The 25062-nt window shown below is 67.7% G+C and carries 22 protein-coding genes and 1 pseudogene; 6 read left to right on the top strand and 17 right to left on the bottom strand.

Going from position 1 to position 25062, the window contains the following annotated elements; genetic code table 11:
- Positions 1 to 48: 48 nt before the first annotated feature.
- The 9 genes and pseudogenes from nusB to KEG38_RS07990 all read right to left on the bottom strand — a co-directional run.
- Positions 49 to 468, bottom strand: a pseudogene (gene nusB / locus KEG38_RS08030) (transcription antitermination factor NusB); the annotation flags it as partial.
- A gap of 18 nt (positions 469 to 486) precedes the next feature.
- Positions 487 to 993: a 6,7-dimethyl-8-ribityllumazine synthase gene (gene ribH / locus KEG38_RS08025; protein WP_272418499.1), complete on the bottom strand. Its 507-nt coding sequence runs from the start codon at positions 991 to 993 to the stop codon at positions 487 to 489.
- A 10-nt stretch (positions 994 to 1003) separates the two neighbouring features.
- Complete coding sequence (gene ribB / locus KEG38_RS08020; RefSeq protein ID WP_272418498.1) at positions 1004 to 2155, bottom strand: 3,4-dihydroxy-2-butanone-4-phosphate synthase; 1152 nt, start codon at positions 2153 to 2155, stop codon at positions 1004 to 1006.
- A 43-nt stretch (positions 2156 to 2198) separates the two neighbouring features.
- Positions 2199 to 2939 (bottom strand): riboflavin synthase, encoded by a 741-nt coding sequence (locus tag KEG38_RS08015; protein ID WP_272418497.1) that lies wholly within the window; start codon positions 2937 to 2939, stop codon positions 2199 to 2201.
- Positions 2940 to 2962: 23 nt separating this feature from the next.
- Positions 2963 to 3307: a PilZ domain-containing protein gene (locus tag KEG38_RS08010; RefSeq protein ID WP_272418496.1), complete on the bottom strand. Its 345-nt coding sequence runs from the start codon at positions 3305 to 3307 to the stop codon at positions 2963 to 2965.
- Between the two features lie 8 nt (positions 3308 to 3315).
- Positions 3316 to 5568 (bottom strand): Rne/Rng family ribonuclease, encoded by a 2253-nt coding sequence (locus KEG38_RS08005; RefSeq protein WP_272418495.1) that lies wholly within the window; start codon positions 5566 to 5568, stop codon positions 3316 to 3318.
- A 223-nt stretch (positions 5569 to 5791) separates the two neighbouring features.
- Entirely contained in the window at positions 5792 to 6259 is a 468-nt protein-coding gene (locus KEG38_RS08000; protein ID WP_272418494.1) for a hypothetical protein, read from the bottom strand.
- Positions 6260 to 6369: 110 nt separating this feature from the next.
- On the bottom strand, positions 6370 to 6885 hold the full coding sequence (locus KEG38_RS07995) for a hypothetical protein (protein ID WP_272418492.1): 516 nt from the start codon (positions 6883 to 6885) through the stop codon (positions 6370 to 6372).
- 185 nt (positions 6886 to 7070) lie between these two features.
- Complete coding sequence (locus KEG38_RS07990; protein WP_272418491.1) at positions 7071 to 8639, bottom strand: acyl-CoA carboxylase subunit beta; 1569 nt, start codon at positions 8637 to 8639, stop codon at positions 7071 to 7073.
- 189 nt (positions 8640 to 8828) lie between these two features.
- Between KEG38_RS07990 and KEG38_RS07985 the strand changes: the two genes are divergently transcribed.
- Complete coding sequence (locus KEG38_RS07985; protein WP_272418490.1) at positions 8829 to 11318, top strand: bifunctional serine/threonine-protein kinase/formylglycine-generating enzyme family protein; 2490 nt, start codon at positions 8829 to 8831, stop codon at positions 11316 to 11318.
- A gap of 18 nt (positions 11319 to 11336) precedes the next feature.
- On the opposite strand, the gene KEG38_RS07980 is transcribed toward KEG38_RS07985, so the two are convergent.
- Entirely contained in the window at positions 11337 to 12416 is a 1080-nt protein-coding gene (locus KEG38_RS07980; protein ID WP_272418488.1) for a peptidyl-prolyl cis-trans isomerase, read from the bottom strand.
- 138 nt (positions 12417 to 12554) lie between these two features.
- Between KEG38_RS07980 and pyrH the strand changes: the two genes are divergently transcribed.
- From pyrH to KEG38_RS07965, 3 genes are all read left to right on the top strand, one after another.
- Positions 12555 to 13334 (top strand): UMP kinase, encoded by a 780-nt coding sequence (gene pyrH, locus KEG38_RS07975; RefSeq protein ID WP_281317878.1) that lies wholly within the window; start codon positions 12555 to 12557, stop codon positions 13332 to 13334.
- A gap of 82 nt (positions 13335 to 13416) precedes the next feature.
- On the top strand, positions 13417 to 13656 hold the full coding sequence (gene rpoZ, locus KEG38_RS07970; protein WP_136930313.1) for a DNA-directed RNA polymerase subunit omega: 240 nt from the start codon (positions 13417 to 13419) through the stop codon (positions 13654 to 13656).
- Between the two features lie 24 nt (positions 13657 to 13680).
- Positions 13681 to 14529 carry a class I SAM-dependent methyltransferase gene (locus KEG38_RS07965; protein ID WP_272418487.1) on the top strand — a complete coding sequence of 283 codons (849 nt, stop codon included), beginning with the start codon at positions 13681 to 13683 and terminating at the stop codon, positions 14527 to 14529.
- A 130-nt stretch (positions 14530 to 14659) separates the two neighbouring features.
- Here the strand turns inward: KEG38_RS07965 and KEG38_RS07960 are convergent, their stop codons facing one another.
- Positions 14660 to 15397: a metallophosphoesterase family protein gene (locus tag KEG38_RS07960; RefSeq protein WP_272418486.1), complete on the bottom strand. Its 738-nt coding sequence runs from the start codon at positions 15395 to 15397 to the stop codon at positions 14660 to 14662.
- A gap of 221 nt (positions 15398 to 15618) precedes the next feature.
- Here KEG38_RS07960 and KEG38_RS07955 point away from each other — a divergent pair, with 221 nt between their 5' ends.
- Both KEG38_RS07955 and tssM read left to right on the top strand, forming a co-directional pair.
- Positions 15619 to 16413 (top strand): hypothetical protein, encoded by a 795-nt coding sequence (locus tag KEG38_RS07955; protein WP_272418485.1) that lies wholly within the window; start codon positions 15619 to 15621, stop codon positions 16411 to 16413.
- Positions 16414 to 16514: 101 nt separating this feature from the next.
- Positions 16515 to 19460 (top strand): type VI secretion system membrane subunit TssM, encoded by a 2946-nt coding sequence (gene tssM / locus KEG38_RS07950; RefSeq protein WP_272418484.1) that lies wholly within the window; start codon positions 16515 to 16517, stop codon positions 19458 to 19460.
- A 71-nt stretch (positions 19461 to 19531) separates the two neighbouring features.
- On the opposite strand, the gene rimI is transcribed toward tssM, so the two are convergent.
- From rimI to KEG38_RS07920, 6 genes are all read right to left on the bottom strand, one after another.
- Positions 19532 to 20002 (bottom strand): ribosomal protein S18-alanine N-acetyltransferase, encoded by a 471-nt coding sequence (gene rimI / locus KEG38_RS07945; RefSeq protein ID WP_272418483.1) that lies wholly within the window; start codon positions 20000 to 20002, stop codon positions 19532 to 19534.
- A complete protein-coding gene (locus KEG38_RS07940) occupies positions 19999 to 21189 on the bottom strand; it encodes a vWA domain-containing protein (RefSeq protein WP_272418482.1) in 1191 nt (396 codons plus the stop codon). Before KEG38_RS07940 ends, rimI begins: the two co-directional genes overlap by 4 nt.
- A 42-nt stretch (positions 21190 to 21231) precedes the next feature.
- Complete coding sequence (gene alr / locus KEG38_RS07935; RefSeq protein WP_272418481.1) at positions 21232 to 22377, bottom strand: alanine racemase; 1146 nt, start codon at positions 22375 to 22377, stop codon at positions 21232 to 21234.
- Between the two features lie 174 nt (positions 22378 to 22551).
- Entirely contained in the window at positions 22552 to 23151 is a 600-nt protein-coding gene (locus KEG38_RS07930) for a hypothetical protein (protein WP_272418480.1), read from the bottom strand.
- A 433-nt stretch (positions 23152 to 23584) separates the two neighbouring features.
- Positions 23585 to 24175, bottom strand: a complete 591-nt coding sequence (locus tag KEG38_RS07925) for a GTP-binding protein (RefSeq protein ID WP_272418479.1) — start codon at positions 24173 to 24175, stop codon at positions 23585 to 23587.
- Positions 24176 to 24186: 11 nt separating this feature from the next.
- Entirely contained in the window at positions 24187 to 24669 is a 483-nt protein-coding gene (locus tag KEG38_RS07920) for a roadblock/LC7 domain-containing protein (protein ID WP_136930304.1), read from the bottom strand.
- Positions 24670 to 25062 lie beyond the last annotated feature (393 nt).

Raw genomic sequence — 25062 nt, 5'->3', positions numbered from 1 at the left:
GCGCTTGCCCGCGCCCTTGTTGGGATCGGCCTGCTTGCTTGCAGCGGCGCGATCACGATCGATGCGCCCGAGATCCTCGGCGATCCGATCGAGCACACCGTTCACGAACGCCGACGAGTCCTCGCTGCCGAAGCGCTTGGCGAGCTCGACCGCCTCGTCGAGGATGACCGCGCGCGGCACGTCCCCACCGTTGATGAGCTCCCACGCGCCGAGGCGCAGCACGTTCCGATCGACCCGCGCCATCCGCTCGAGCCGCCAGTTCACGCTCGCCTTGCGAATCGTATCGTCGACCTTCGTGAGGTCCTTCTCGACGCCTCGCACGATCTGGTCGGCGTACTGCCGGCCTTCCGGATCGCCGGGCGTCAAACGCCAGTAGTGCATGATCACGCGCTCAGCGGAGCTCGTGCCCTGCTCCAGCGCGAACAACATTTGCAGCGCGGCCTCGCGGCCCGTCGACCGAGCGCCCATGGTCTCGAGAGCTTTCTGTCAAAGCCCGGCGCCGTCGAGGGCCGAGGCGAGCGAGACCATCTCGATCGCGCTCACGGCGGCCTCCCAGCCCTTGTTGCCTGCTTTTGTCCCGGCTCGCTCGACCGCCTGCTCGATCGTGTCGGTCGTCAGGACGCCAAACGTCACGGGCACGCCCGTCTGCAAGGAGACCTGCGCGATCCCCTTCGTCACCTCGGACGCCACGTAGTCGAAGTGCGGCGTCGAGCCGCGGATCACCGCGCCGAGCGCCACGACCGCGCTCACGCTGCGCTTCTCCGCGAGCCTGCGGACCACGACGGGGATCTCCCACGCGCCGGGCACGCGCACGATCGTCACGTCCGAGATCGAACCGCCGTGCCGCGCGATCGCGTCGAGCGCGCCCTCGACCAGCCTGTCGACGATGAAGTGATTGAACCGGCTCACGACGAGGGCGAACTTCGCCCCCGACGGGACGACCAGGTGGCCCTCGACCGTGCGCGGAGCGCCGCGCTCTCCGTTGGTGCTCATCCTACTTTCCTCAAGCCTCGCCCTGCATGGACACGAGCGGCACGCGCTCGACCACCTCGAGCCCGAACCCGTCGAGCCCTGCGATCTTCGTCTGGCTGTTCGTCAGAAGTCGGAGCTTCTGGCAGCCGAGGTCCGCGAGCACCTGCGCGCCGAGCCCGAACTCCCGCAGCGCCTGCTGCGGCGCGCGCGTCTCCTGCGTCGTGCGGCCCTTCGCTTCGAGCTCGGCCGCGAGATCGAGCCGCGGCGGGATGTAGAGCACCACGCCCTCGCCTGCCTTCTCGATCAGCGAGATCGCCTCGCGCAGGTTCGACCCACCCTCGAACGGCGTCGAGCTGAAGAGGTCGGCCACGAGCGCGCCCGAATGCACGCGGCAGAGCGTGGGCTTCGCGCCGTCCACCGTGCCCTTCACGAGCGCGAGGAACTGCCGCGCCTCGCCGATGATCTCGTAGACCGCCGCCGTCCACGTCGTGCCCGTCAGATCGAGCCGGATCTGCCGCTCCGACACGCGACGCACGAGCCGCTCGGTCTGCAGCCGGTACTGGATGAGATCCGCCACCGACAGGATCACGAGCTCGTGGTGCGCGGCGAACCGCTCGAGGTCCGGCATCCGCGCCATCGTGCCGTCGTCGTTCATGATCTCGCAGATCACGCCCGCGGCCCGCAGGCCCGCGAGCCGCGCGAGATCCACCGAACCCTCGGTTTGTCCCGTCCGAACCAGCACGCCGCCGCGCCGCGCGCGCAGGGGAAACACGTGCCCCGGCGTGACGAGGTCCGTGGGCCGCGCGTCCGGCTGAATCGCGACCTGGATCGTCCTCGCGCGATCGGCCGCGCTGATGCCCGTGGTCACGCCCGTGCGCGCTTCGATGCTCACCGTGAACGCCGTCCCGAGGGGCGGACCGCCGCGCCCCGGCGCGCTCATCATCGGCAGCTCCAGCCGCTCGACCTGCTCCTCTTCGAGCGTGAGGCAGATGAGGCCGCGGCCGTGCTTGGCCATGAAGTTGATCGCCTCTGGCGACACGCGCTCGGCGGCCATGCAGAGGTCGCCCTCGTTCTCGCGGTCCTCGTCGTCGACGAGGATCACCATCCGGCCGCTCCGAATCTCGTCGAGCGCGCGGTTCACGCGGCCGAGGACGGCAGAGTCGATCGTCAGTCGATGCGGCATGGTGCCCCCGCCCTTTTCGCCCGCGCGCCCCGCCGCGGGCTCGTCAAAGGAATCCCCCCGATCGGAGCTTCGCGAGGAGGCGTTCGTCCCTGGATTCGTGGTGGTGGTGCTCATCGTTCTCTGCGACCTCTCCTCCCCACCCCGGCGCCTCTTCCGATGAAGGCGTAGCGCGCACTCCGCTCGCGATCGAAAGCTGCCGCGCCACGTAGCGCGCGAGCACATCGACTTCAAGATTCACGGCCTGCCCCGGCCGAAGATCGCCGAGGTTCGTCCGCCCGAGCGTGTGCGGCACGAGCATGACCTCGAACAGGACACGTGACGAGCGCCCCTGCCCCTGATCCGTCACCCGGTTGATCGTCAGGCTCACGCCATCGATCGCGACCGAGCCCTTGTCCGCGAGGTACGGCGCCAGCCCGCCGTCGGTCTCGACCACGAGCCTCGTCGCGTCTCCGCTCGGCGCCCGCTCGCTCACGCGCCCGATGCCGTCCACGTGCCCGAGCACCATGTGCCCGCCCATCCGCCCGCCGAGCTTCATCGCTCGTTCGAGGTGCACCCGCGCGCCTACGGCAAGTGCGCCGAGCGTCGTCCGATCGAGCGTCTCGGAGGACATGTCGCACTCGAACCCGCTCGGCCGGATGCGATCGACCGTGAGGCATGCGCCGTTCACGCTGATCGACTCGCCGAGCTCGAGCGGCCCGAGCGAGCATTCGATGAACGCGCGCGCGACGGGGCTGCCGGCCCTTTGCCGGAGGATCCCGATGGTCTCGACGAGGCCCGTGAACATCCGCTTCGGTTCGATCCGAGGGCTTACTCTTTGTTTGCCTGCGCGGCGAGCAGACGGTCGACGATCCGCTTCGACTCTTCGTCGAGCTCGGTGAACACGACGCCCATGCCGGGCGGGTCGTCGTGGATGCGCACCACCTCGCCGATGCCCTCGATCGTCTCGATGTCGTCCATGATCACGGTGAAGCGCAGGTTGACCTTGGTGCCGACCTCGAGCGGGGTCTTCGAGCGGACGAACACGCCCGTGCGGGAGATGTTCGACACGTACTCGTTGATGAACGAGTCGTAGCTCTCGAACTCCTTGTTGATCGTGACGCGCTCGTCCTTGCGCGGGCCGTGGTCAACAGGAGGACGGTCGCTCTCGTTCATGCGTCACCTCATCTGCCGAGCAGGTCGAACTGTTCGAGGTGGTATTCCTTGCGGGGGACGAGCTCGATCCGGCGCGTGAACAGGCGCTCGGCCTCTTGCACGGCGACACGCTCGTCGTTCTTCAAAAGATCGACGATCGCCGGGTGCGCGTTGACGATGACCACGTACCCCGGGAGGTTCAGGCGCTCGCGGCGGATCTGCCGCAAGATCTCGTACGCGATGCTCTGCTTCGACTGGAGCTGCCCGGTGCCGTCGCAGTAGAAGCACGGCTCGAGCATGATGCGCCCGAGGCTTTCCCGCGTGCGCTTGCGGGTCATCTCGATGAGGCCGAGCTCCGAGATCCGGTTGAACGTGGTCTTGGCCTTGTCCTTCGACAGGAGCTCCTCCAGGCGCTTGCGCACCTTCTCGCGGTTGCCCGCGCGCTCCATGTCGATGAGGTCGAGGATGATCAGGCCGCCGATGTTCCGGAACCGGAGCTGGTAAGCGATCTCCTCGACCGCCTCCAGGTTCGTCGTGAGGATCGTCTCTTCGAGATCGCGCGATCCTTTGCCCACAAACTTTCCGGTGTTCACGTCGATCGCCGTGAGCGCCTCGGCCTGATCGATGATCAGGTGGCCGCCCGAGGGCAGCGGGACCTTGCGCGACAGGGCGCGCTGGATCTCGTCCTCGATGCCGTACGCGTCGAAGATCGGCTCCTCGCCCTCGTAGAGCTCCACGGCGTCCACGCGCTCCGGCATGAACATCTCCATGAAGCGCTTCAGCCGCACGTACTCCTCGCGGCTGTCGATCACGATCTTCTCGATGTCGTCCGTGAAGAGATCCCGCGCCGTCTTCAGCACGAGATCGAGCTCCGTGTAGAGGCACGCCGGCCCCCGCACCACGCTCTCGCGCTTCTTCACGACCTCGCCCCAGAGCCGCACGAGGTAGCCGACGTCCGACTTGAGCTGCTTCTTCGTCAGGCCCTCGGCCACCGTGCGCACGATGAGCCCGCCCTGCGGCGGCTTCATCGACTCGATCGCCTCGCGCAGCCGCGAGCGCTCCTTCTCCGAGCCGATGCGCTTCGAGATGCCCACGTGATCGACCGTCGGCAGGTACACGACGTACCGGCCCGGCAGCGACACGTGGCTCGTCACGCGCGCGCCCTTCGTCCCGATCGGCTCCTTCGAGACCTGCACGAGGACCTCCTGGCCCTCGCGGATCACCTCGCGGATCGGCGTCGTCTTCGAGACGCGCATCGGCTCGTGGTGGCCGCCGTGCGCTCGCTTCGTGGTCGTACGATCGCCCCCGCGATCACGACCTCCGCGACCTCCATCCCGACCGCGTCCCTTCTCGCCGCGGTCGCGGCTGCGCCCTTCCTTCGGCGTCCGCGACGTCTCGCGTGCGGCCTCCTTGGGCGCTTCCTTCACCGCCACCACCACCGCAGCAGCTGCGGCCTCCGGCCGACGATCGCGGGTTCGTCCGGACCGACGCACACGACCACGTTGCCCACGACCACGCCGTGAGCGCCCGCCGCGCGGTTCCGTCGGCGAGGTCTCGGCCGCCTCGCTGGCTGCGCCCTCGACCTTCACCTCGGCCGCCTGCGCCTCCGCGCCTTCCTCGGCCTGCGCTGCGTCCTCTTGCTCCTCGGGCTCCGCGCTCGCTTCGGTCGCCTCGACGGCTTCGACAGCCTCGACGTCGCCTTCGTCTTCCGACTCCGTCGTGTCGTCCGCCTCTTCCTCGGCACGCGCCTCGTCTGCGAGAGCTTCCTCCGCGGCGAGCTCCTCCGAGGCCGGTTCGTCCGAGGTTGGCCCCTCGGTGCTCTGCGCCTCGGATGCCGGCTCTTCCTCGCCCTCTTCGTAGACCTCTTCGCCGCTCGGCTCGGCCATCACGTCGAGTGCGGTCGGCAGCGAGATCGACACGTCGCGCTCGGTGCGCACCGGCTCTTCGGGCACGTGCGCCGTGATCTCGGGCGGAGCGTGCGCCGGCCTTTCTTCTTCTTCGTGCGACGTGCCGTGCGTGTGCCGACCTGCGAGGTACGCGTCGAAATCGTCCGGCCGGATCAGGTCCTCGACGTGCAGGAAGGCCGCGCGTTCGAGCCCGATGTCGATGAACGCGGCCTGCATGCCCGGAAGAACACGGCTGACCCTGCCGAGGTAGATGTTCCCGAGGGTCCCCTTCTGCGCATCTCGCTCGATGTGCAGCTCGGCGATGATCCCGTTTTCGATGAGGGCGACGCGCGTCTCGCGGATGTCGACGTTGATGACGAGGAGATTCTTACCCATGCCACTGGAGCGCCCTTACCGCGCCGCGAGCGAAGGGTTACCACGACAAGCCCGGGCCATGAAGCCGATTGGCTCGCCTTTCGTTCAGGGATCGTCCTTCGCGACGGACCCGCGCTTCACCGGTGCCCCCGGCGGCGCGACCAAGGGCGGCTCGGGTCGGGCCGGCCGAACCGCGGAAGTGCAGGAAAGCGGGAAGGTTCCAGCCGCGCTGCCGGGGTCGATCCTAGGGGCAGAGGCTCGCGGAGTCGGCGCACGAGGTCGGGCAGGAGTCGCAGAGGATGCAGGTCACGAGCGCGTTGTACCGCTCGGCGCCGAGGGGATTTTCCATGGCGCAGCCGTTCTGGCAGGCGACGTCGTCCTCGCAGCCGGCCATGCACATGTTGAATTCGACACAGGATTTGTCGCCGAAGCAGCCCTCGTAGGCCACGACGCACGGGCCCTTCACCGCGCAGCCCGTGCAGCCACGGCTGTAATCGCCGCACGAGGCGAGCTCGTCGCAGTTCTCGGGGGGCTTGGTCGAGGCGTCGGCGCCCGCGTCGGCCTCGCCGCCGCTACCGACGCTGCCGGAGACCGTGGTCCCCATGCCACCGCCCCCCTGGTTCCCTTCGAAAAACCCCCCCGATTGGTCAGCGTCCGCGCAGGCCAGAAGGAACACGAGCGCCGCCCCGAAAATGCCGATCCGTTGCGCCATAAGTGCAACGGATCAGCGTACTTCGGTGCGGTTCACCGCGAAAGGGCGACATCGCCTTACATCGGACAGATTATGTCACGGTGGGGCATGGCCGCCTGCTGCGTGGAACCTCAGGGCGCGGGGCAGCCCTGACCGGCGCCGTTGCAATCCGCGTAACACGTATCGCAAAGGACACAGTTCACGAAAGTGCCGTACGACATGCACGCGGCCTGGTTGGCCATGCAGCAGGTCTGGGCGCACGTCTGCTGCTCGTTCGCGGGCAGCATCGTGCAAGGCGTGATGCAGCTGTAGAACGTCTGCGAGTTCGGGGACATCTGGAACGCCTGGGCCTCGTCCACGCAAGGACCGCCGTTCGTCTGGGCACACTGCTGGCAACCGTTGCAGTTGCCGGTGTTGTCGCAGGTCGAACCGCCGCCGCCGGCGCCGCCGCTGCCGCCCGCGCCACCTGTGCCGCCGCTGCCGCCCGAGGCAGAGGCCGCCGACGTGGTCTTGCCGCCGCTGCCGCCGTTGCCGCCCCAGTCGTCACCGCCCTCGCCGCCACCACCACCGTTGCCGCTGCTGCCGTCGCTGCTGCACGCCACGAGCGCCCCGAGCGACACGATCACCGCCGCGAACGTCCACTTCATCGGAAACCTCCAAGGATGTACGCCCCCGGCCTCGAAAAAAGGACGAGAGGACGAGGACAAACGCGTCCGTACACGCGACGTATCGGCAAGGCAACGAGATCGCGAAGCGAGCTCGCTCTAGGGGGTGAATCGGCCGGGCTTTGCCCGGACGAGTGGGGGACGCGAGGCGTCTCCCTCGGGACAGCCTACAGCGGAATGTTGCCGTGTTTCTTCGGCGGGTTCTTGTCCCGCTTGTCCCGGAGAAGCTCGAGCGCGCGATCGAGGCGCATGCGGAGCGTCCTCGGGTGGATCACCTCGTCGATGAAGCCGAGCTCCGCGGCCTTGTACGGGTTCGCGAACTTCGCCTTGTACTCCTCGACGAACCGCGCGCGCGCCGCCGCCGGATCCGACGCCGACTGGATCTCCTTGCGGTAGACGATGTTCACCGCGCCGTCGGGTCCCATGACCGCGATCTCCGCCGTCGGGAAGGCGAGGTTGTAGTCCGCGCGGATGTGCTTCGAGGCCATCACGTCGTACGCGCCGCCGTAGGCCTTGCGCGTGATCACCGTGATCTTCGGGACCGTCGCTTCCGCGAACGCGTAGAGCAGCTTCGCGCCGTGCGTGATGATGCCGCCGTACTCCTGGTCGGTGCCGGGCAGGAAGCCGGGCACGTCGACGAACGTGACGAGTGGGATGTTGAAGCAGTCGCAGAACCGCACGAAACGCGCGCCCTTGATGCTCGCGCGGATGTCGAGGCAGCCCGCGAGCACGTTCGGCTGGTTCGCCACGACGCCCACGGTCCGGCCACCGACGCGCGCGAAGCCGCACACGATGTTCTGCGCGTACCGCTCGTGCACCTCGTAGAGGTAGCCGTCGTCGACGACCGCGCGGACGACGTTCTTGATGTCGTACGGCTTCGAAGATTCCGTCGGCACCATGGTGTCGAGCTCCGGCACCTCGCGATCCGTGGGATCGGTCGAGGGCCGGCGCGGCGGATCCTCGGTATTGTTGGAGGGCAAAAAGGAGAGCAGCTCCCGCACGCGCGCGAGCGCGGCGCGATCGTCGGGCGCCGTCAGGTGGCAGACGCCGCTCTTCGCCGCGTGCGCCGAGGCGCCGCCGAGGTCCTCCTTGGTCACGTCCTCGTTCGTCACCGTCTTGATGACCTCGGGGCCCGTGATGAACATGTAGCTCGTCCCCTCGACCATCACGATGAAGTCCGTGATCGCCGGCGAGTACACGGCGCCGCCCGCGCACGGGCCCATGATGGCGCTGATCTGCGGCACGACGCCGCTCGCCAGCGTGTTGCGCAGGAAGATGTCCGCGTAGCCCGCGAGCGACTCGACGCCCTCCTGGATCCGCGCCCCGCCGGAGTCGTTGAGCCCGATGACGGGCGCCCCGATCTTCATCGCGAGATCCATCACCTTGCAGATCTTCTGCGCGTAGGCTCCCGAGAGCGATCCCCCGATCACCGTGAAGTCCTGCGCGAACACACAGACCTTGCGGCCGTCGACGAGCCCCCAGCCGGTCACCACGCCGTCGCCGAGGATCTTCGTCTTCTCCATGTCGAAGTCGTTGCAACGGTGCACGACGAACCGGTCGATCTCGACGAAGGAGCCAGGGTCGAGCAAGAGCTCGACGCGTTCGCGCGCGGTGAGCTTGCCAGCCTCGTGTTGCTTTGCGATTCGGGCCGCGCCGCCCCCCTCGAGGGCGCGGCGGTTCATGTCGTCGAGTCGTTCGATCGCGTCTTTCGCGCGGGAGCTCTGTTGTTCGGACATCGCGGGAGGGCCCCTACCATGGGCGCGCGCGCGCCGCCTCCCCCCGCCACAGGACGACCGAACGGGCGTTGCGCTGGGCTCGCCGCCAAGTACGATTTCCTGGCCCGAGCGAGCCCGCGCCTGCGCGGTGACGAGAAGAGCGACGGAAACGAAGAGAGGGGGGCCGCGCTCGCCTCGGGCACACAACGCATGAAGCCCGCCCCGACCTGCGAGGCCGGCGCGTCGGCCCTGCCGAACGCCACAGGTGATGCACCCTCGTTCGAGGAGACGGAGCCCTTCGCTCCATCGCTCCCCGACGGAGGCGCGCGCTACCGCATCGTCGAGCGCCTCGGCAGCGGCGGCACGGGCATCGTCTACGCCGCCGAGGACCGCGCCGCGAGCCGCCTCGTCGCGCTGAAGACGCGCAAGAACGACAGCGACGATCCACACGACAACATCGAGCTCTTCCTCCACGAGGCGCGCGTCGCCGCGCAGCTCGAGCACCCCAACATCGTCCCCGTGTACGACGTCGGCCGCCTGCCCGACCGCCGGCCCTACTACACGATGCGCATCGTCAAGCAGCAGAGCCTGCACGACGTGCTCACGCAGCCCGACCTCCACCCGAAGTGGCCGCTCGCGCGCCTCGTCTCCGCGTTCGTCCAGATCTCGCGCGCTCTCGCCTACGCGCACCGCCGCGGCGTCGTGCACCGCGACATCAAGCCGGAGAACATCCTGCTCGGCGACGAGGGCGAGGTGTACCTGAGCGACTGGGGCAACGCGCGCATGCTCACGGGCATCGAGCCCACCTCGCCGCTCTCGCTCCCCGACGACGACCCCTTCTTCATCGGTTATCCGAGCGGTTTGTCCGGGACCCCGGGCTACATCGCCCCCGAGCAGATCCGCGGCGAGCGCGCGAAGATCGATCACCGCGCCGATCTCTTCGCGCTCGGCGTGGTGCTCTACGAGATGCTCACGGGCGAACACCCGTTCGACGCGCCCACCGTGCTCGGCGTGATCCTCGCGACGCAGACGCGGGATCCGAAACCGCCGCGCGCCGTCTCCCCGAGCTGCCCGCTCGTGCTCGAAGACCTCTGCCTCGCCATGCTCTCGAAGGATCCCGCGAGACGGCCCTCGTGCGCCGCGGCCGTCGCGGGCGGCGCCGAGGCCTTCCTCGAAGGCGCGAAGGAGCGGGATCGTCGCCGCGCCGAGGCGCGATCGCTCAGCGAGCTCGCGCGCGAGCCGGCCCAGCGCGACAAGGCCTTGCGCCTCGAACGCGCGCAGCTCGACGCGGAGGCGCGACGCCTGCGCGCCGACGTGAAGAGCTACGATCCCATCGACCGCAAGCGCCCCGCGTGGGCCCTCGAAGATCGCGCCGCCGCCGTCGAGCGCGAGCAGGCGCGCGCCATGGCCGAGGCGATCGACCTCTACACGAAGGCGCTCGCATACGACCCCGAGCTCGAAGAGGCGCGCTCGGGCCTCGCCGATCTCTACTGGGCCCGCGCCGTCGCCGCCGATGCCGAGCGCCGCCACGCGAGCCGCATCTATTACGAGGCCCTCGTCTCCGAGTTCGACGTCGGCAGCTACGCCGCGCTCCTCCGCTCCGACGCGTGCCTCGCGATCGAGACGAACCCTCCGGGCGCGCGCGTGCTCGCCTATCGCTACGTCGAAAAGGATCGTGTCCTCGTGGCGAGCGAAGAGCGCTACCTCGGCCGCACGCCCGTCGCCGAGGTCCGCCTCTCGCCGGGCAGCTACCTGCTCGTGCTTCGCCGCCCCGGCTTTCGCGACGTGCGTTATCCCGTCCTGCTCCGCCGCGGCGAGCGCCACGAGGCCACGGTCAACCTCTACACCGAGGAGGAGATCGGCGAGGGCTTCGTCTACATCCCCGGCGGCTCGTTCATCGCGGGCGGCGACGACGACGCGCCCGACGCGCTCGCCCGCGCCGAGCCCGTCGTCGCCGACTTCGCGATCTCGCGCTTCCCCGTCACCTTCCGGCAGTACTGCGACTTCCTCGACCGCATCGAGGAACGCTCGCACGCGCTCGCGCTCATGCGCGCCCCGCGCGACTTCCGCGGCACCGAAGGCTACGTCGTGCGCCGCGGCAAGCACGGCCAGTGGGAGCCCGTCCCCGGCCTGATCGAAGGCGAAGCGCGCAGGCAGTTCCCGCACGAAGAAGGGCACCTTCTCGACGTGCCCGTCCTGCTCGTCGACTGGTTCGACGCCGCTGCCTATTGCGCGTTCCACACCGAACACGAGGGCTTCGAGATCCGTTTGCCCACGGAGCTCGAATGGGAGAAGGCGGCGCGCGGCACCGACGGCCGCATCCACCCCTGGGGAGATCCTTTTGATCCCACCTTCTGCCTCATGCGCGCCTCGCGCCCTTACCTCCCGCAGCCCGAGCCCGTCGGCACCTTCCCGCTCGACGAATCTCCGTACGGCGCGCGCGACATGGCCGGCGGCGTGCGCGAGTGGGTCGGCGACGTGCACGGCGAGCGCACGTGGTCCGAGACGAGCGCCGAGCCCGAGCCCGTGGCCGGCGCGGTGCGCGACGCCTCCGAGTGGCGCGTCATTCGCTCGGGCGGCTGGTCCACGACGCCCGAGTACACCCGCAGCGCCGCGCGCACGCGTTTCTTCGCGCTCACCCGCGCGACGCACCTCGGCTTCCGCGTCGCGCACGATCTGCCGCGCCGCAGCCCACGCTGAGGTTCGTCGTTCCGAACCCTATTGCGAACCCGCGTCGCCCGCGCCGCCATCGGCCGCCTCTTGCCCGGGCGGCGTGTATCCAGGCAGCACCCACGGCCCCGGATCTTTGCCCTCAAACGGCTTCACGCCCTCGGGCAGCTTCACCTTCGCGAGCGCCGCGTCGTCGATCTCCACGGCGAACTTCTTCCGCAGCTCCGCTTCGAGCGCCTTCTCGCGCTCCTGCATCTTCTGCTGCAGAAGTTTTACGCGAATCGATCGATCCGCCTCCTGCAAGGTCCGGTTGTGCCCCGCCGTGATGCCGTTCATCCGCACCACGTAAAACCGACCGTCGGCCTCCACGATCTCGTCGAGCACCGACCCCACGCTGCCGATCTTGAACACCGCCGCGCGGATCGACTCGGGGATCTTCGGGTTCTTGCCGCGCGGATCGTCGGGCGCGCCGACCACGCCGAGATCCCCCGCGAGATCGAGCGACGCACTCGGATCCTTCGTCTTCGGCGCCGTCACCGAGTGCTTGTGGAAAAGCTCGCCCCACTCGGCCGCGGTCTTGATCTTCGTCGCGTCCTTCACCACGCGCTCCGCCGTCTTCTTGTCGGACAGCACGATCGCTGCGACGCGACGCCGCTCCGGCTCGCGGAACTCCTCCGCGTGCGCCTCGTAGTACGCGCGCACCTCGGACGCGGGGATCTCGCCCGGCGCGGGCAGCCCTTTGCGCGCGTCGGCGAGGATTGCGTCGCGCAGGATCTGTCGGATCGCCTCTTCCGTCTCGGGCTGCTTGTCGAGCCCGCGGCGCCGCGCCTCGGCGGCGAGCAGCTCCACGTCGATGATCTCGTCGAGCAGCTCTTTTCGACGCTCCTTCGTCTGGTAGCGGAGCCTGTCGAATTGATCCATCCGCTCGAGCGTCGCGGCGAAGTCGCCGAGCGTGATCACCCGCTCACCGACCTTCGCGAGCGTCCGCGCGGCCTGCTCTTGCGAGAGCCCTGCTGCGGGCGCTGCGGCGTCCGGTGCGGGTGGCGCCACGGCCTTGTCGTTGCAGCCCGCGGAGAGCGCGACGATTGCCGCGACGAACAGGGACGATTGCGCGCGCCTCACCAGCATCGAGCGGCCGGTCTAGCACTTCTCTGACGCGGTTGGGGGGCGGTTCTGCGAGGTTTGCGCGCGGCACCTTGCCGCTTCTCCGGCCTTTTGCCGAACGACGCGTTGCGGACGAGGCGAACCGGGGCTACGAGACCCCGCGTGACCCGCGACGCGACCCGAAAAGACCGCGACGACTCGACCCTTCCTCCTCCGCCGAGCCCGGCTCCTGGCCTCAAGTACCGCCGCATCGTCCTCAAGATCAGCGGCGAGGCCCTGTGCGGCGAGGGCAACTTCGGCATTCACCCCGACACGCTCCAGCGCGTCGCCGCCGAGATCGCGGAACTCTCCTCACTCGGCGTGCAGATCGGGATCGTCGTCGGCGGCGGCAACATCTTCCGCGGCCTGAAGGGCGCGAGCGCCGGCATGGATCGCTCCCAGAGCGACTACATGGGCATGCTCGCGACGGTCATCAACTCGCTCGCGCTTCAGGACGCGCTCGAAAAACACGGCGTCCCGACGCGCGTGATGACGGCGATCGAGATTCGCCAGGTCGCCGAGCCGTACATCCGGCGCCGCGCGATGCGACACCTCGAGAAGGGCAGCGTCGTCATCTTCGCGGCCGGCACGGGCAATCCGTTCTTCTCGACGGACACCGCGGCGGCGCTCCGGGCCATGGAGATCCAGGCGCAGGCGCTCTTCAAGGCCACGAAGGTCGAGGGCATCTACGACCGTGATCCGGCGCGCCACGAGGACGCGCAGATGTTCACGAAGCTCTCCTACGACCGCTTCCTCGTCGACCGCATCGGCGTGATGGATTCGACCGCCGTCACGCTTTGCCGCGAGAACAAGCTCCCCATCCGCGTCTTCAAGTTGACGACGCGCGGGAACATCCTGCGCGTCTGCAAAGGCGAAAACATCGGCACCGTCGTCGAGGCGTGAGCGAAGCGTTCCCGACGGACGGCCGTGTGGGAACGCAAGTTGCGCCTTTGTCCGAGGACGGCTAACCTCCCGAGTCCCACCTATGGCACGCGTCACCGTCGAAGATTGCCTCGAGCGTGAAGAGAACCGCTTCGCCCTCGTCGTCCTGGCCTCGAACCGCACCCGGCAGCTCATGAAGGGCGCCGAGCCTTTGCTGAAGACGAGGAACAAGCCCGCTGTGACAAGCTTGCGCGAGATCGCGGCTGGCAAGGTGCACTTCCACCGGAACTCCTCGGAAGTCGTGTACGAGTGGCTCCGCCACCAGCACGCCCTCGACCGCTGATCGCGTCGCCGGGCAGCCCCGGACATGTCTTCTCCCCCGAGCAAACGCTCCGAGCGCACGCGCACGCGTGCCCGGCGTGATCTCGAGCTCGAGGCTGGCACCTCGGCTCATTACGAAGACCCCGCCTACTACACCAAGACGTACCGCTCCCGGCTGGACGACGTCCGCTTCTACGCGGACTACGCCGCGGAGCGCGGCGGCCCCGTGCTCGAGTACGGCTGCGGCAACGGCCGCATCACGCTCCCGATCGCGCGGCTCGGACTCGACGTCACGGGTGTCGATCTCTCCGCCGACATGCTCGCGGACCTCCGCGCCCGCCTTCGCGACGAGCCTGCGGACGTCCGGGCGCGGGTCACGACGAAGCGCGGCGACATGCGCGCGGTCCGGCTCGGACGGCGCTTCCCGCTCGTCATTTGCCCCTTCAACGCCTTCCTGCACCTCTACACGCGGGTCGACGTCGAGCGCTTCCTCGCGCGCGTACGTGCGCACCTTGCGCCGCGCGGCGAGCTCGTCTTCGACGTCTCGATCCCCGAGCCCGAAGAGCTCGCGCGGGATCCTGGCCGTGCTTATGCGACGCCGCGCTTCAACTACCCGACGCCCGATGGCAAGGGTATGCCCGTCCGGTACACGGAGCGCTTCGACTACGACAAGATCCGCCAGATCCTGTTCGTCGCGATGGAGTTCTCACCGGTCTCCGGCGAAGACTCCTGGATGACGCCGCTCGCGCACCGGCAGTTCTACCCGCGCGAGCTCGAAGCGCTCCTGCACTACAACGGCTTCGAGATCCTCGACGCGTGGGGCGACTTCGACCGCTCGCCCCCAACCCGCGACTCGATCACGCTCATCCTGCGCGCCCGCGCGCGCCGCCGCTGATCAAGCCCAGCGCCTCAATCAAACCCGCGGGGAGCAAACGCCTCAGCTCGAACCCGCGGGGGTGTAGGGGGCAGAGGAAGGCTCGCTTCGCGAGCCGACCGGAGCCCCCTACCGGTACATCGGCGTTTTCCTAAACGCCGATGTACAACCGATGCGCGAAGTTTCGCTCGAGCTTCGCCCGCAGCACCTTTTCTGCGGCGGTCTCGATGTCGTACTCGACTCGTTTGAACTCGAAGCGTTTCGCGTCGCTGTCGTAGATCGTGTAGCTCGCGCGGTTGTCGTAGTCGCGCGGCTGGCCGACCGATCCGACGCTCACGATGTACTTCTTGTTGGCTTCGAGGGTGAAGTCGACCGCGGGCAGCTCTTCCACGGTCGTCGGCGTCAGCGCGAAGACCTTGCAGAGGTGCGAGTGGCCGATGAGGGTCAGATGCCCGAGCTCGGCGTACATCGGCAGGCACTCGCGTGCTTGCTCCGGGGCGAAGATGTACTCGAACTCCTCGAGGCGAACCGGTGAGCCGTGGCAGAGGTCGACGCCGATGTCCGTCAACTTCTCCTGGTACGGCAGGTTCTTGAGCCAGGCGGCGTTCTCGGCCGAGAGCATCGACGCGTGCGTATCGAGCGCCTGACGAGCGGCCTCGTAGTAATACGAGTAATCCATTCGTCCGGCGACGGCCGCGTCGTGATTCCCGAGGATCGTTTTTTTGGCGATCTTCCGGACCAGATCGGCGCACTCGTTTGGGGATCCGCCATAGCCTACCGTGTCGCCCAGACAGTAGTAGACATCGATGCGCTCGCGCCGGTACGCCTCCAGCACAGCACTGAGCGCCTCGTAGTTGGCATGCGTGTCGCTGAAGACTCCAATCCGCATGTGCGTGAGGACCGGAGGGTAGCATGAGGCACCTACCGTTACGGTAGTATTTTCGCACAAAAAATTTTTGCTTCGGATCAGCCTTTTTCAAAGGGTTTCGTCGCTAAAAACGTTGCCCATCGTTAGAGAACGAACACCAAGATCCAGCGTGTTCTCGCGCCTCGCGAGCGCGAAGCGAGCGCTCGTGGATCCCGCGCCGAAAAGATGGAAGGAAGGCTCGCGTGACAGGGACGAACGGGAAAAGCAACGGCAAAACCAACGGTCACGCGATCCCATCGGCGACCACGCAGGGCGCGAACGAACGTTCGAACACGCCCATCAAGCCGCCGCCGCGCGCGGTCCAGGACCTCGCGGACTCGTGCGTGCGATTCGTCGAGCGAGCCCTCGGCTTCAAGCTCGACTTCGAGCCCGAGACCTTGCCCGTGCTCGATCACTACATCGAGAAAGCACGCGAAGACACGCGTGATCGCAAGGAGGCGCGCCCGCTCCTCGCGCAAGCGATCGGCGCCTACCTCGGCGAGGTCGCGCGCCGCCAATTCCAAGGCTTCTGGCGCCTCGAAGACGAGCACGATCCTCGCTCGTGGCGCGTCGAGCTCGAGCCCGTCTATCTGATCCTCCGCCCGATCGAGCTCGCCACGCGCGCGCTCGATCTACCCCCCACGCCCCCACGCGACACGTCTCCGATCCGCGAGCGCAAGGACGAGGAGGACGACGAGGACGACGAAGACGAAAACGAGGGCACGGAGGCCGCTGCGGAGAGCGAGAAGGCGCCCGAGGAAGCGGTCGTCCCGGATCCCACGGATGACCTCGGCCCTGCGCTTCTCGAGCTCGACGAGGACGACCGAGCGGCCGTCGCCGAGCGCCTCGCCTTGCTCCCGCCCGTCTCCGACGCGGAGTACCACGCCCCGTCGACGCACCTGGAAGTCGTCGAGATCATCGTCGAGGCCCTCCGCGCCTGCCGCATGGCCGCGGGCATGGAAGCCGACGCGCACCTCGAGCCCGACGACTACTCCTGAACACGCGTCTTGCTCTCGAAAACCACAGGCGACGCGGCGCGGCGGGCTCGATCCGAAGGATGCGGAGCGAGGGAGGCGCCTCGTGATAATGTCGCTTCACCGTGTGGTGGGTTCTTTCTGCGCTCCTCGCGCTTATCGTCTGGGCGCTCTGGTACATCCTCAAGCTGCCGCTCTGGCTCCCGATCGTCGGCACGGTGCTCATCGTGCTCGCCTCGATCGTGCGGCTCCTCTGGAACCGGATCCGGGCAAGCCGCGCCGCCTCCGCGCTCGAGCGCGCCATCGCGCAGCAAGGCGCGCAGCAGGCGCTCAACGCGCGGCCCGAGCGTCGCGCCGAGATCCAGGAGCTCCAGAAGCAGGTCCAGGGCGGCATCAACGCCCTCAAGACCTCGAAGCTCGGCAAAAACAAGAAGGGCGGAGCGGCCGCGCTCTACTCGCTGCCCTGGTACGTGATCATCGGCCCTCCGGGCGCCGGCAAGACGACCGCGCTGAAGCACTCCGGCCTCGTCTTCCCCTTCGCCGATCCGCGTGGCGGCGGCGTGCGCGGCGTCGGCGGCACCCGTAACTGCGACTGGTGGTTCACGAACGAGGCGATCCTGCTCGACACCGCGGGTCGCTACACGACGGAGGGCGACGACCACGACGAGTGGATCTCGTTCCTCCAGATGCTGAAGAAGTACCGCAGTCGCAAGCCGATCAACGGCGTGCTCGTGGCCATCAACATCGCGGAGCTCATCGACGCCTCCGAGCAGCAGATCGAGTCGACCGGCAAGAAGCTACGCGCCCGTATCGACGAGGTCATGACCCAGCTCCAGATGGTCGTGCCCGTCTACGTGCTCTTCACGAAGTGCGACCTCATCGCCGGCTTCATCGAGTTCTTCGGCGACATCCGCAAGAGTGATCGCGCGCAGGCCTGGGGCGCCACGATCAAGCTCGCCGAGAACAAGTCGAACCCGCAGCAGGTCTTCGAGCGCGAGTTCGACACGCTCGTCCAGAAGATCCACGCCCGCTCGCTGAAGCGCCTTGCGCAGGAGCGAAACCGCGAGGCCCGCGAGCGCATCTACCAGTTCCCGCTCGAGTTCGCGGGCATCAAGCGCAACCTCACCGAGCTCGTGCAGACGATCTTCGCGGTGAACGCCTTCCAGGGCACGCCGCTCCTGCGCGGCTTCTACTTCACGAGCGGCACGCAGGAAGGACGCCCGCTCGATCGCGTGCTCGCGCGCATGGGCCACGCGATGGGCATCCGCCCGCCGGAGACCGCGGCGCAGCAGGTCACCGAGTCGAAGAGCTACTTCCTGCACGACGTCTTCATGAACGTCGTCTTCCCCGACGGCGACGTCGCCTCGCGCAGCGCGGCCGAGATCAAGCGGCAGAAGATCATGCGCATCGCGGTCAGCGCCGCCGCCTTCACGCTCGGATTGATCCTCTCGATCCCAAGCATCCGCTCCTTCGCCGCGAACCGCGAGCTCATGTTCACCACGCAGGAGCGCGTGGAGAACGCGATGAAGATCAACTGGGGCGAGGGCGAACCAGGCCCGAAGCTCGAGCAGCTCGACCCCGTCTTCAATCGCCTGAAAGAGCTCGACGACTTCCGCGCCAACCTGCCCCTCGGCTACGGCTGGGGCATGTACCGCGGCGAGGAGATCTACCGCCCCACGGTCACCGCGTACGTCGCGCTCCTGCAGACCGGCTTCGTGCTGCCCTGCAAGACGAAGCTCGAAGCGCGCCTCAAGGCCGCGAAGGGCAAACAGTACCTGCGCGAGCGCACGGACCTGAAGACGTACCTCATGATGAGCGACGTCGCGAACCTCGACGTCGACTGGGAGACGGGCCGCCTCACGGGCCTCTGGGCCGAGATCCTGAAGGCCACGAACAGCACGATGCCGGAGTACGAGCTCAAAGAGCGGCTCGCGAAGCACGTGCGGTACTACCTGGAGCTCGTCAAAGAGAAGAAGGTCTTGCCGCTGCCCGCGGACAAGGACCTCGTCGACAGCGTTCGCAAGACGCTCCAGTCCGTCCCGGTCCAGGACCGTTACTACGAGCTCTTCGTCAACAGCCTGAACGACGAGCGGTACGACGAGGCCGGCGACGATCGCAAAGAGAACCGCAAGTACCCGCCGCTCAGCCTTGCCGACCTCTTCGTCGATCGTCCGAACGCGACGAAGTACATCCAGAGCGCGCGGTACCAGAAGGACAAACGCTACAAGGAGGTCGAGGGTCCCTACACGGACAAGGGCCACTACATCGTGGTCCTCAACGTCGCGAACGCGGAGGCGCTCCTGCTCAGCGAGCAATGGGTGGCGCCGCTCGGGCCCGACGAGGCGCTCGACAAGATCCCGACGAACCTGAAGCGCCTCTCCGAGGACTACGACCAGCGCTACATCGAGCAGTGGAGCGACTTCCTCGCCGACATCACGATCGCCCCGCCGTCGACCGTGAAAGAGGCGCTCGATCTCTACAACATCCTGCTCAACACGCCCTACCCGTACCTGCAGATCCTGCGCGCGGTCGAGGACCACACGCAGTGGAAGAAGTACAAGAAGGGCGACGGTCCGAGCGTGAACAAGGACGAGTTGAACAAGATGTTCAACACGAAGCTCCAGCAGCAGTTCTCGCAGAAGACCGGCGGCCTGCGCATCACCACGAACGTCGACGTGACGAAGATGGGCGAGCGTCCGAGCACCGTGCCGCCCTCGTTCTCCGGCCTCATCTCGTTCGGCGTTCCGCCCGAGAACACGCGCCCGGGTCAGCCGATCACGGACACGCCGCTGCAGAAGTACCTCGACAGCCTCACGGAGCTGCGGCGGGTCATGCAGGACATCCCAGCGCCGCCCACGTCGAACGACATGATCAACCTGAGCGAGCAGCTCTCGGACGCGGCGAAGAAGGTCGAGGCGTTCCTGCAGCCGCTCGACGAGAAGGCCAAAGCGCTGCTCCGGCCGCTGCTCCTGAACCCGCTCCGCATCTCGGGCACGCGCATCGCGGCCGTCGGCGGCGGCAACTACGTCGACAAGCCCAAGGAGCGGTTCCCCAACCCGTTCCGTCGCTAGCCTCTTGTCCCGAGGGGGACGCGAGGCGAACTCGCTGCGCGACCTCGCAGAGCAGCGATTGAATCGCTGCTCTACGCGAGGACGCGCTGCATCTCCAGCGCGTCCTCGTCGTTGTCCGCGTAGTACCTCTCCCGCACCCCCGACACGACGAAGCCGAACTTCTCGTAGAGCCGGATCGCAGGCTCGTTCGAGCGTCGCACCTCGAGCAGCACGAGCCGCACGCCATTCTCGGCTGCGAACGCGAGCGCCGTCTCCACGAGCACCGCGCCGATCCCACGCCGACGGACCTCCGGCGCCGTCGCCACGTTGAGCACGTGAAGCTCGTCGACGACGTGCCACGCGACGAGAAACCCGAGCGCGCGCGGCGCCTCTCCCGGCACGCCGCCCCGCGCGACCCACACGCGCGCCCAGGGCCGTTCGAGCTCGTCCACCGGCGAGAACGACGGTCCCGAGAACGCCGCGTGCGCGATCGCCGCGAGCTCCTCCGCGTCTTCGACCCCGCGCTCGACGCGCGCTACCGACACCTGCAGACGCTCGCTCACTTCGGCATTTCCGTCGGGCAACCGCTCACGATTTGCACCTGCTTCACCTGCCCACCCTGCAGCCGCTCGCAAGCCTTGCCGAGCAGCCGCACGATATACGGCGGCATCCAGATCCAGCCGTCGAGATCGTTGTACGGCAAGACCTCGTCGTCCAGGTACACGTTCGTCATGCCCTCCTCGCTCGGCGGATCCACGATCGCGAACTCGCACGTCACCGCGACCGCCGCGATCTCCGCGAGCACGCCGCCGAGCGACCCGAGCTCGCTCACCGGGTAGTAGAACGGCGCTATGTCCTTCGGCGATCCGCCCGCGATCGCCATCGCGTCGAGCACGCCCGCGTACGCCTCGCTGCCCGGGATCCCGACGACGAACACCTCGAGCCCTCCGGCACGAAGCGTCTCGATCGCAGCCACCGACGCGGGCTCGTCCACGCAGAACGTTGGACCCCAAAGTTGTTCGGGCTCGCAGCAGTTCGTCCCCGTGGACAGACATGCCTCGTCGCCCTCCATGTTCGGCTGGCAATCCTCGCTCCCACACGCGGCCGATTCGTTGCAGTTCGGACCGCCGTCCGTCGCGAGGATGACGTACGTCTTGCCTTCGAGCGCGAGCAGCGTCGGCGTGAGTGCTTCGAGCGTCGGCGAGATCGGCGTCCCTCCGACCGGGTTCGTCGCCGTCGTCGCGCGGATCCCCGTGGTCGTGGGCCCGTCCTCGCCCGTGATCGGATCGCCCTGCGTGACCGGAAAGACCTGCTTGCCCGGCGCGCATTGATCCTGATTCGAACCGTGCGCCGGCAGGATCGCCGCGCCCACCTTCACGAGCGGCCCGAGCTTGCGCACGAGATCCACGACCGCGACCCGCACCGCGTCGTACCGCGTCCCCCCGGGCGCGGGCGCGTTCATGCTCCCCGAAGCATCGAGCACGAAGTAGAGGTTCGGCGCATCGACGATCGCCTGGTGCACCTCGTTGCCGCAGTACCCGCCCGCGTCGGGCGCCGGCGGTCCGCCTCCACCGCCTCCATCGAAGCCGCCTTCGCCGCCCGCATCGGGCACGGGCAGCGGCGGACGCGGCGGGAGGCGATCATCACTCGCGGACCCACACCCCCCGAGCGTCGACGCGATTCCACACGCACCCAGGAGCACGAACGAGGCCACGATCCCCCGAGCCGAACGAAGCGCGTGATGGTCCATCACACCCGATCCTAGCAGGACCGGGCCACGCGCTCTCGACCGTCAGGGCTCGCGATAGAACCGCGGAACACGCCGCGAGATGCTCGTCAGCACCTCCCACGGGATCGTGCCCGTCGTCTCGGCGATCTCCTCCGCCGTGATGACGTCGCGCCCAAGCGCGCCCTCTTGCTGTCCGAGGAGCACCGCCTCGTCGCCGATGCGCGCGCCCGGGATCTCCGTCACGTCGAGCATCGTCAGATCCATCGACATCGTCCCGACCATCGGCACGCGCCGCCCGCGCACGAGCGCGTGGCCGCGGTTCGAAAGCTTCCGATCGAGGCCATCCGCGTACCCCATCGGCACGGTCGCGATCACGCTCTGCCGCGGCGCTCGCCACGTGTACCCGTAGCCGATCGACTGACCCGCCTCGACCGTCCGCAACGCGACGATCTCCGTCCGCACCCGGATCACGGTCTTCAGCTCCGGCGCGAGCCCACGCATCGGCTGCACTCCGAAGAGCGCGATCCCCGGCCGCACCGCGTCGAAACGCGCCTCCGAGAGCCGCATCGCGCCCGCGCTGTTCGCCGCATGCACGACCCGCGGCGTGAACCCACGCGCTCGCACGCGTGCTCGCGCCTCCGCGAACCGCGCGAGCTGCTCCTGCGTCGGCTCGAGATCGTCACCGTCCGCGCAGGCGAGGTGCGTCATCAGCCCGTCGAGCTGCACCTCCGGCCGACCGTCGAACGCGTCGAGCACGTCGTCGAGCTCCGACATCGTCACGCCGAGCCGGCCCATGCCCGTGTCCACCTTCAGGTGCACGCGCACCGGCCGTCCTTCGGCCTCGTAGCGCGCGAGCGTCGCGATGCGCTCGATCTGCCCGGCGTCGTACACGACCGGCACGAGGTCTCGCGCGAGGATCTCTTCCAGGCCCTCGCGCCGCGGCCCGTAGTAGCCGCCCATCACCAGGATCGGCACGCGGATCCCCGCGTCCCGTAGCTCGATCGCCTCTTCGAGCAGCGCCACGCAAAGGCCCGGCATCCCGGCTCGTTCGAGCGTACGTGCCACCGCCGCCGAGCCGTGCCCGTATGCGTCGGCCTTGAGCACGCCCCAGATCGCCGGCTTCGTCTGGCCGTCGCCGAGCATCTTCTCGAGGACGCGGTAGTTGTGCCGCAAGTGCGCGAGGTTCACCTCGGCGCGCGTCGGCCTCACGGCGTCCGCGGGTGCGGCCCTGCGCGGCTTCAACACCCGAATTGCACCCCGCCCCCCCTCATGGGGAGCCACCCCGTCCTCGTATGCGGGTAGCGACGTCATCTCGTTTGCCGATACCCATACGCCGAGCAAAACGTCAAGATTCCGGGTCTTTTTGCCGAGGCGCGCCCGTGCTCAGTAGCACTTGCGCATGCAGCGCTTGTACTGCCCCGTGCATCCGCGCTCGCACGTCGCCGTCGTGCAGGCCGCCTTGCACTCGTTCCACGTCGCTTCACACGATGCCGCGCACGCCGATCCGGGCGGCGCCGTCGACGCATCCACCGCGCCATCCGCGGACGCGTCCGCGCCGGGCCCCGAGGCGCCTGCGTCCACCGCGAGCATCATCGGCGGCGGCGCGAGCGCGCTCGTCGGCTCTGGCACCGCGGAGGCCACGCGCGGCTCCTCCGTGCCGAGGTCCGACTCTTCGAAGTCGCTCGCGCCGCTGAGCTGCTTCATGCGCAGCTTCGCGTACTCCACGCGATCACGCGTCTGACCGAACGTGTAGAACTTCGTCCACTCTTCCCAGCACGCCTTCCGGATCGTGGGCTTGACGTGCTTCTCCATGTCGAGCGCCATGCAGTGCTCGAACCGCACGTCGCCCTCGTAGACGGCGTTGATGCTCGCGCCGCACGAGGCCGTCACGAGCGCCACGACGCCGCCGAGGCCGAGACGCACCCACGTGATCGCCCTGGGCAGAGCCCTTCGGGGACGTGACGGCGTGGGCGCTCTCCGCATCGACGTCGAGTCTACCGCGAAGGCCGTCTTCCGCAGACGACCTCGACCGTGCATGAAAACTTCGCGATCTCGTTTGAACTTCGAGCCGACATGGCCTACCTTCCCGCCCTCCCTACAGGAGCGGCCGTCCATCGCGCCGCACAAGACGAGGAAGTCGGCTCATGTTCCTGATGCTCTCGAAGGGTCCTCGGAAGACCAACCGCAGCAAGTCGAAGCGCCACCGCGCGAAGTTGAAGGCGAAGAACAAGGGTCGCCGCAACCGGATCTACCAGCGCGGGTAAGCCCGGGGCTCTCGCCCGAAAAGCCAACGGCCGAAGATGTCTCCACGAGAGACCTTCGGCCGTTCGGCATTTTGTCGTCATGGAACACGAACGCCCCGGCCCCTCGCGCATGCGAGAAGCCGAGGCGTTGTGTGATGTCCTGAGACGACGGTTTAGGGGCCGCCTTTACGGAGCTCGGTGAGCACGAGCTTCGCGACCGCCTTCAGCGTGTCGAACACGCCGACGCCGGTTCGGGCGACGCCCTCGAAGTCGGGGACGTTCATCGGGTTGAGCTTCTCGCGAAGCTCTTCGACGCTCGCGACCTCGGGCAGGTCGCGCTTGTTGTACTGGATGACGTACGGGATCTTCTCGAGCTTGTAGCCCTGCTCCTCGAGGTTCGTCTTGAGGTTCTCGACGGACTCCTCGTTCGCCTCCATGCGGTCGACCTGCGAGTCGGCCACGAAGACGACGCCGTCGACGCCCTTCAAGATGAGCTTGCGGCTCGCGTCGTAGAAGACCTGACCGGGCACCGTGTAGAGGTGGAACCGGGTCTTGAAGCCGCGAATTTCGCCGAGCGCGAGCGGCAAGAAGTCGAAGAAGAGCGTGCGATCCGTTTCGGTCGCCAGCGAGATCATCTTCCCCTTCGCATCGGGGTTCGTGCGCTCGTAGATGTACTGCAAGTTCGTCGTCTTCCCGCACAAACCCGGGCCGTAATAGACGATCTTGCAGTTGATCTCGCGCGCCATGTAGTTGATGAAGCTCATCGCGCGCGCTCCTAGTCGTTGAAGAGGTTGTCGATGTCTTCGTCGGTGATCTCGGCGAACGGAGAGTCGGCGCCGGGATCCGCGACCTTCTTCAAGAGCGCCTCGAAGATGTTGTTCAGCTCCTCGCTCGCCCGGCGAACGCGCAAACGCACGAGGCCGAGGCTGGACTTGGAGTCGAAGATCACCACGAGGATGACGCGGTTACCGACGAGCTGGATGTGGATGTTCGCCTTCTCGCCCTCGTGGAACTGAGTCGCGAACTCGTTCTCCTTGAGGAGCTTCGCCATCCCGCCGGTGGCCGCGATGTTGCCGGCCGTCAGCGACGCGAGCGACGTGGTGTCGAGATTGTCCACGTCGCCGCTCGCAGCGATCAGCTGCCCGTTCTTGTCAACGATGAAAACGACCTTCGCATTGGCGTCCTTGACGAGGCGATCCACCACATTCTGGATCTGATTGAACTCCTCCTCGTACATCACCATCTGAGGATTGACCATCGTTCCTCCGCCAGCGCTTCCGCGATGGGGTCTTCGTCTCGTTGCCTAGAGTGCCTTCGTTTCCGCCGGATCCGCCGGAGGGCCCCGTCCCCGAATGACGGCGCGGGAGAGCCACCCTCGCACACCCGCTCGAGCTCTTCGCACGGGCGCACAGTCGACGCGTGCAGCGATGGTTCTATCCGAAGCAGGCGCCGCGGAGCAAGGTGGCCTTTCGGAACGAACGCGCAGATTCCTGCCCGACCCCTCCACGAGCGCCAAACCCAAGGCGCCCCCGCACCATGAACCTCCCCGATGATCGAGAAGCGTGGTAAGGCGGATGACCACCCTACCCCACGCAGCTCGTGCGTTTCCCACAAAAGCTCACAAAAACGCAGTGAAAACGCCAGCGACACG

The organism is Polyangium jinanense (genome assembly GCF_028435265.1).
Classification (GTDB): Bacteria; Myxococcota_A; Polyangia; order Polyangiales; family Polyangiaceae; genus Polyangium; species Polyangium jinanense.
Note: the sequence above shows the minus strand (reverse complement) of the source record. Positions and strands in the feature narration are given on the sequence as shown.

What these genes read in the sequence shown, in the direction of transcription:
- ribH (WP_272418499.1), bottom strand. Translation starts at nt 993, where the DNA reads ATGAGCACCAACGGAGAGCGCGGCGCTCCGCGCACGGTCGAGGGCCAC.
- ribB (WP_272418498.1), bottom strand. Translation starts at nt 2,155, where the DNA reads ATGCCGCATCGACTGACGATCGACTCTGCCGTCCTCGGCCGCGTGAAC.
- KEG38_RS08015 (WP_272418497.1), bottom strand. Translation starts at nt 2,939, where the DNA reads ATGTTCACGGGCCTCGTCGAGACCATCGGGATCCTCCGGCAAAGGGCC.
- KEG38_RS08010 (WP_272418496.1), bottom strand. Translation starts at nt 3,307, where the DNA reads ATGAACGAGAGCGACCGTCCTCCTGTTGACCACGGCCCGCGCAAGGAC.
- KEG38_RS08005 (WP_272418495.1), bottom strand. Translation starts at nt 5,568, where the DNA reads ATGGGTAAGAATCTCCTCGTCATCAACGTCGACATCCGCGAGACGCGC.
- KEG38_RS08000 (WP_272418494.1), bottom strand. Translation starts at nt 6,259, where the DNA reads ATGGCGCAACGGATCGGCATTTTCGGGGCGGCGCTCGTGTTCCTTCTG.
- KEG38_RS07995 (WP_272418492.1), bottom strand. Translation starts at nt 6,885, where the DNA reads ATGAAGTGGACGTTCGCGGCGGTGATCGTGTCGCTCGGGGCGCTCGTG.
- KEG38_RS07990 (WP_272418491.1), bottom strand. Translation starts at nt 8,639, where the DNA reads ATGTCCGAACAACAGAGCTCCCGCGCGAAAGACGCGATCGAACGACTC.
- KEG38_RS07985 (WP_272418490.1), top strand. Translation starts at nt 8,829, where the DNA reads ATGAAGCCCGCCCCGACCTGCGAGGCCGGCGCGTCGGCCCTGCCGAAC.
- KEG38_RS07980 (WP_272418488.1), bottom strand. Translation starts at nt 12,416, where the DNA reads ATGCTGGTGAGGCGCGCGCAATCGTCCCTGTTCGTCGCGGCAATCGTC.
- rpoZ (WP_136930313.1), top strand. Translation starts at nt 13,417, where the DNA reads ATGGCACGCGTCACCGTCGAAGATTGCCTCGAGCGTGAAGAGAACCGC.
- KEG38_RS07965 (WP_272418487.1), top strand. Translation starts at nt 13,681, where the DNA reads ATGTCTTCTCCCCCGAGCAAACGCTCCGAGCGCACGCGCACGCGTGCC.
- KEG38_RS07960 (WP_272418486.1), bottom strand. Translation starts at nt 15,397, where the DNA reads ATGCGGATTGGAGTCTTCAGCGACACGCATGCCAACTACGAGGCGCTC.
- KEG38_RS07940 (WP_272418482.1), bottom strand. Translation starts at nt 21,189, where the DNA reads ATGGACCATCACGCGCTTCGTTCGGCTCGGGGGATCGTGGCCTCGTTC.
- KEG38_RS07930 (WP_272418480.1), bottom strand. Translation starts at nt 23,151, where the DNA reads ATGCGGAGAGCGCCCACGCCGTCACGTCCCCGAAGGGCTCTGCCCAGG.
- KEG38_RS07925 (WP_272418479.1), bottom strand. Translation starts at nt 24,175, where the DNA reads ATGAGCTTCATCAACTACATGGCGCGCGAGATCAACTGCAAGATCGTC.
- KEG38_RS07920 (WP_136930304.1), bottom strand. Translation starts at nt 24,669, where the DNA reads ATGGTCAATCCTCAGATGGTGATGTACGAGGAGGAGTTCAATCAGATC.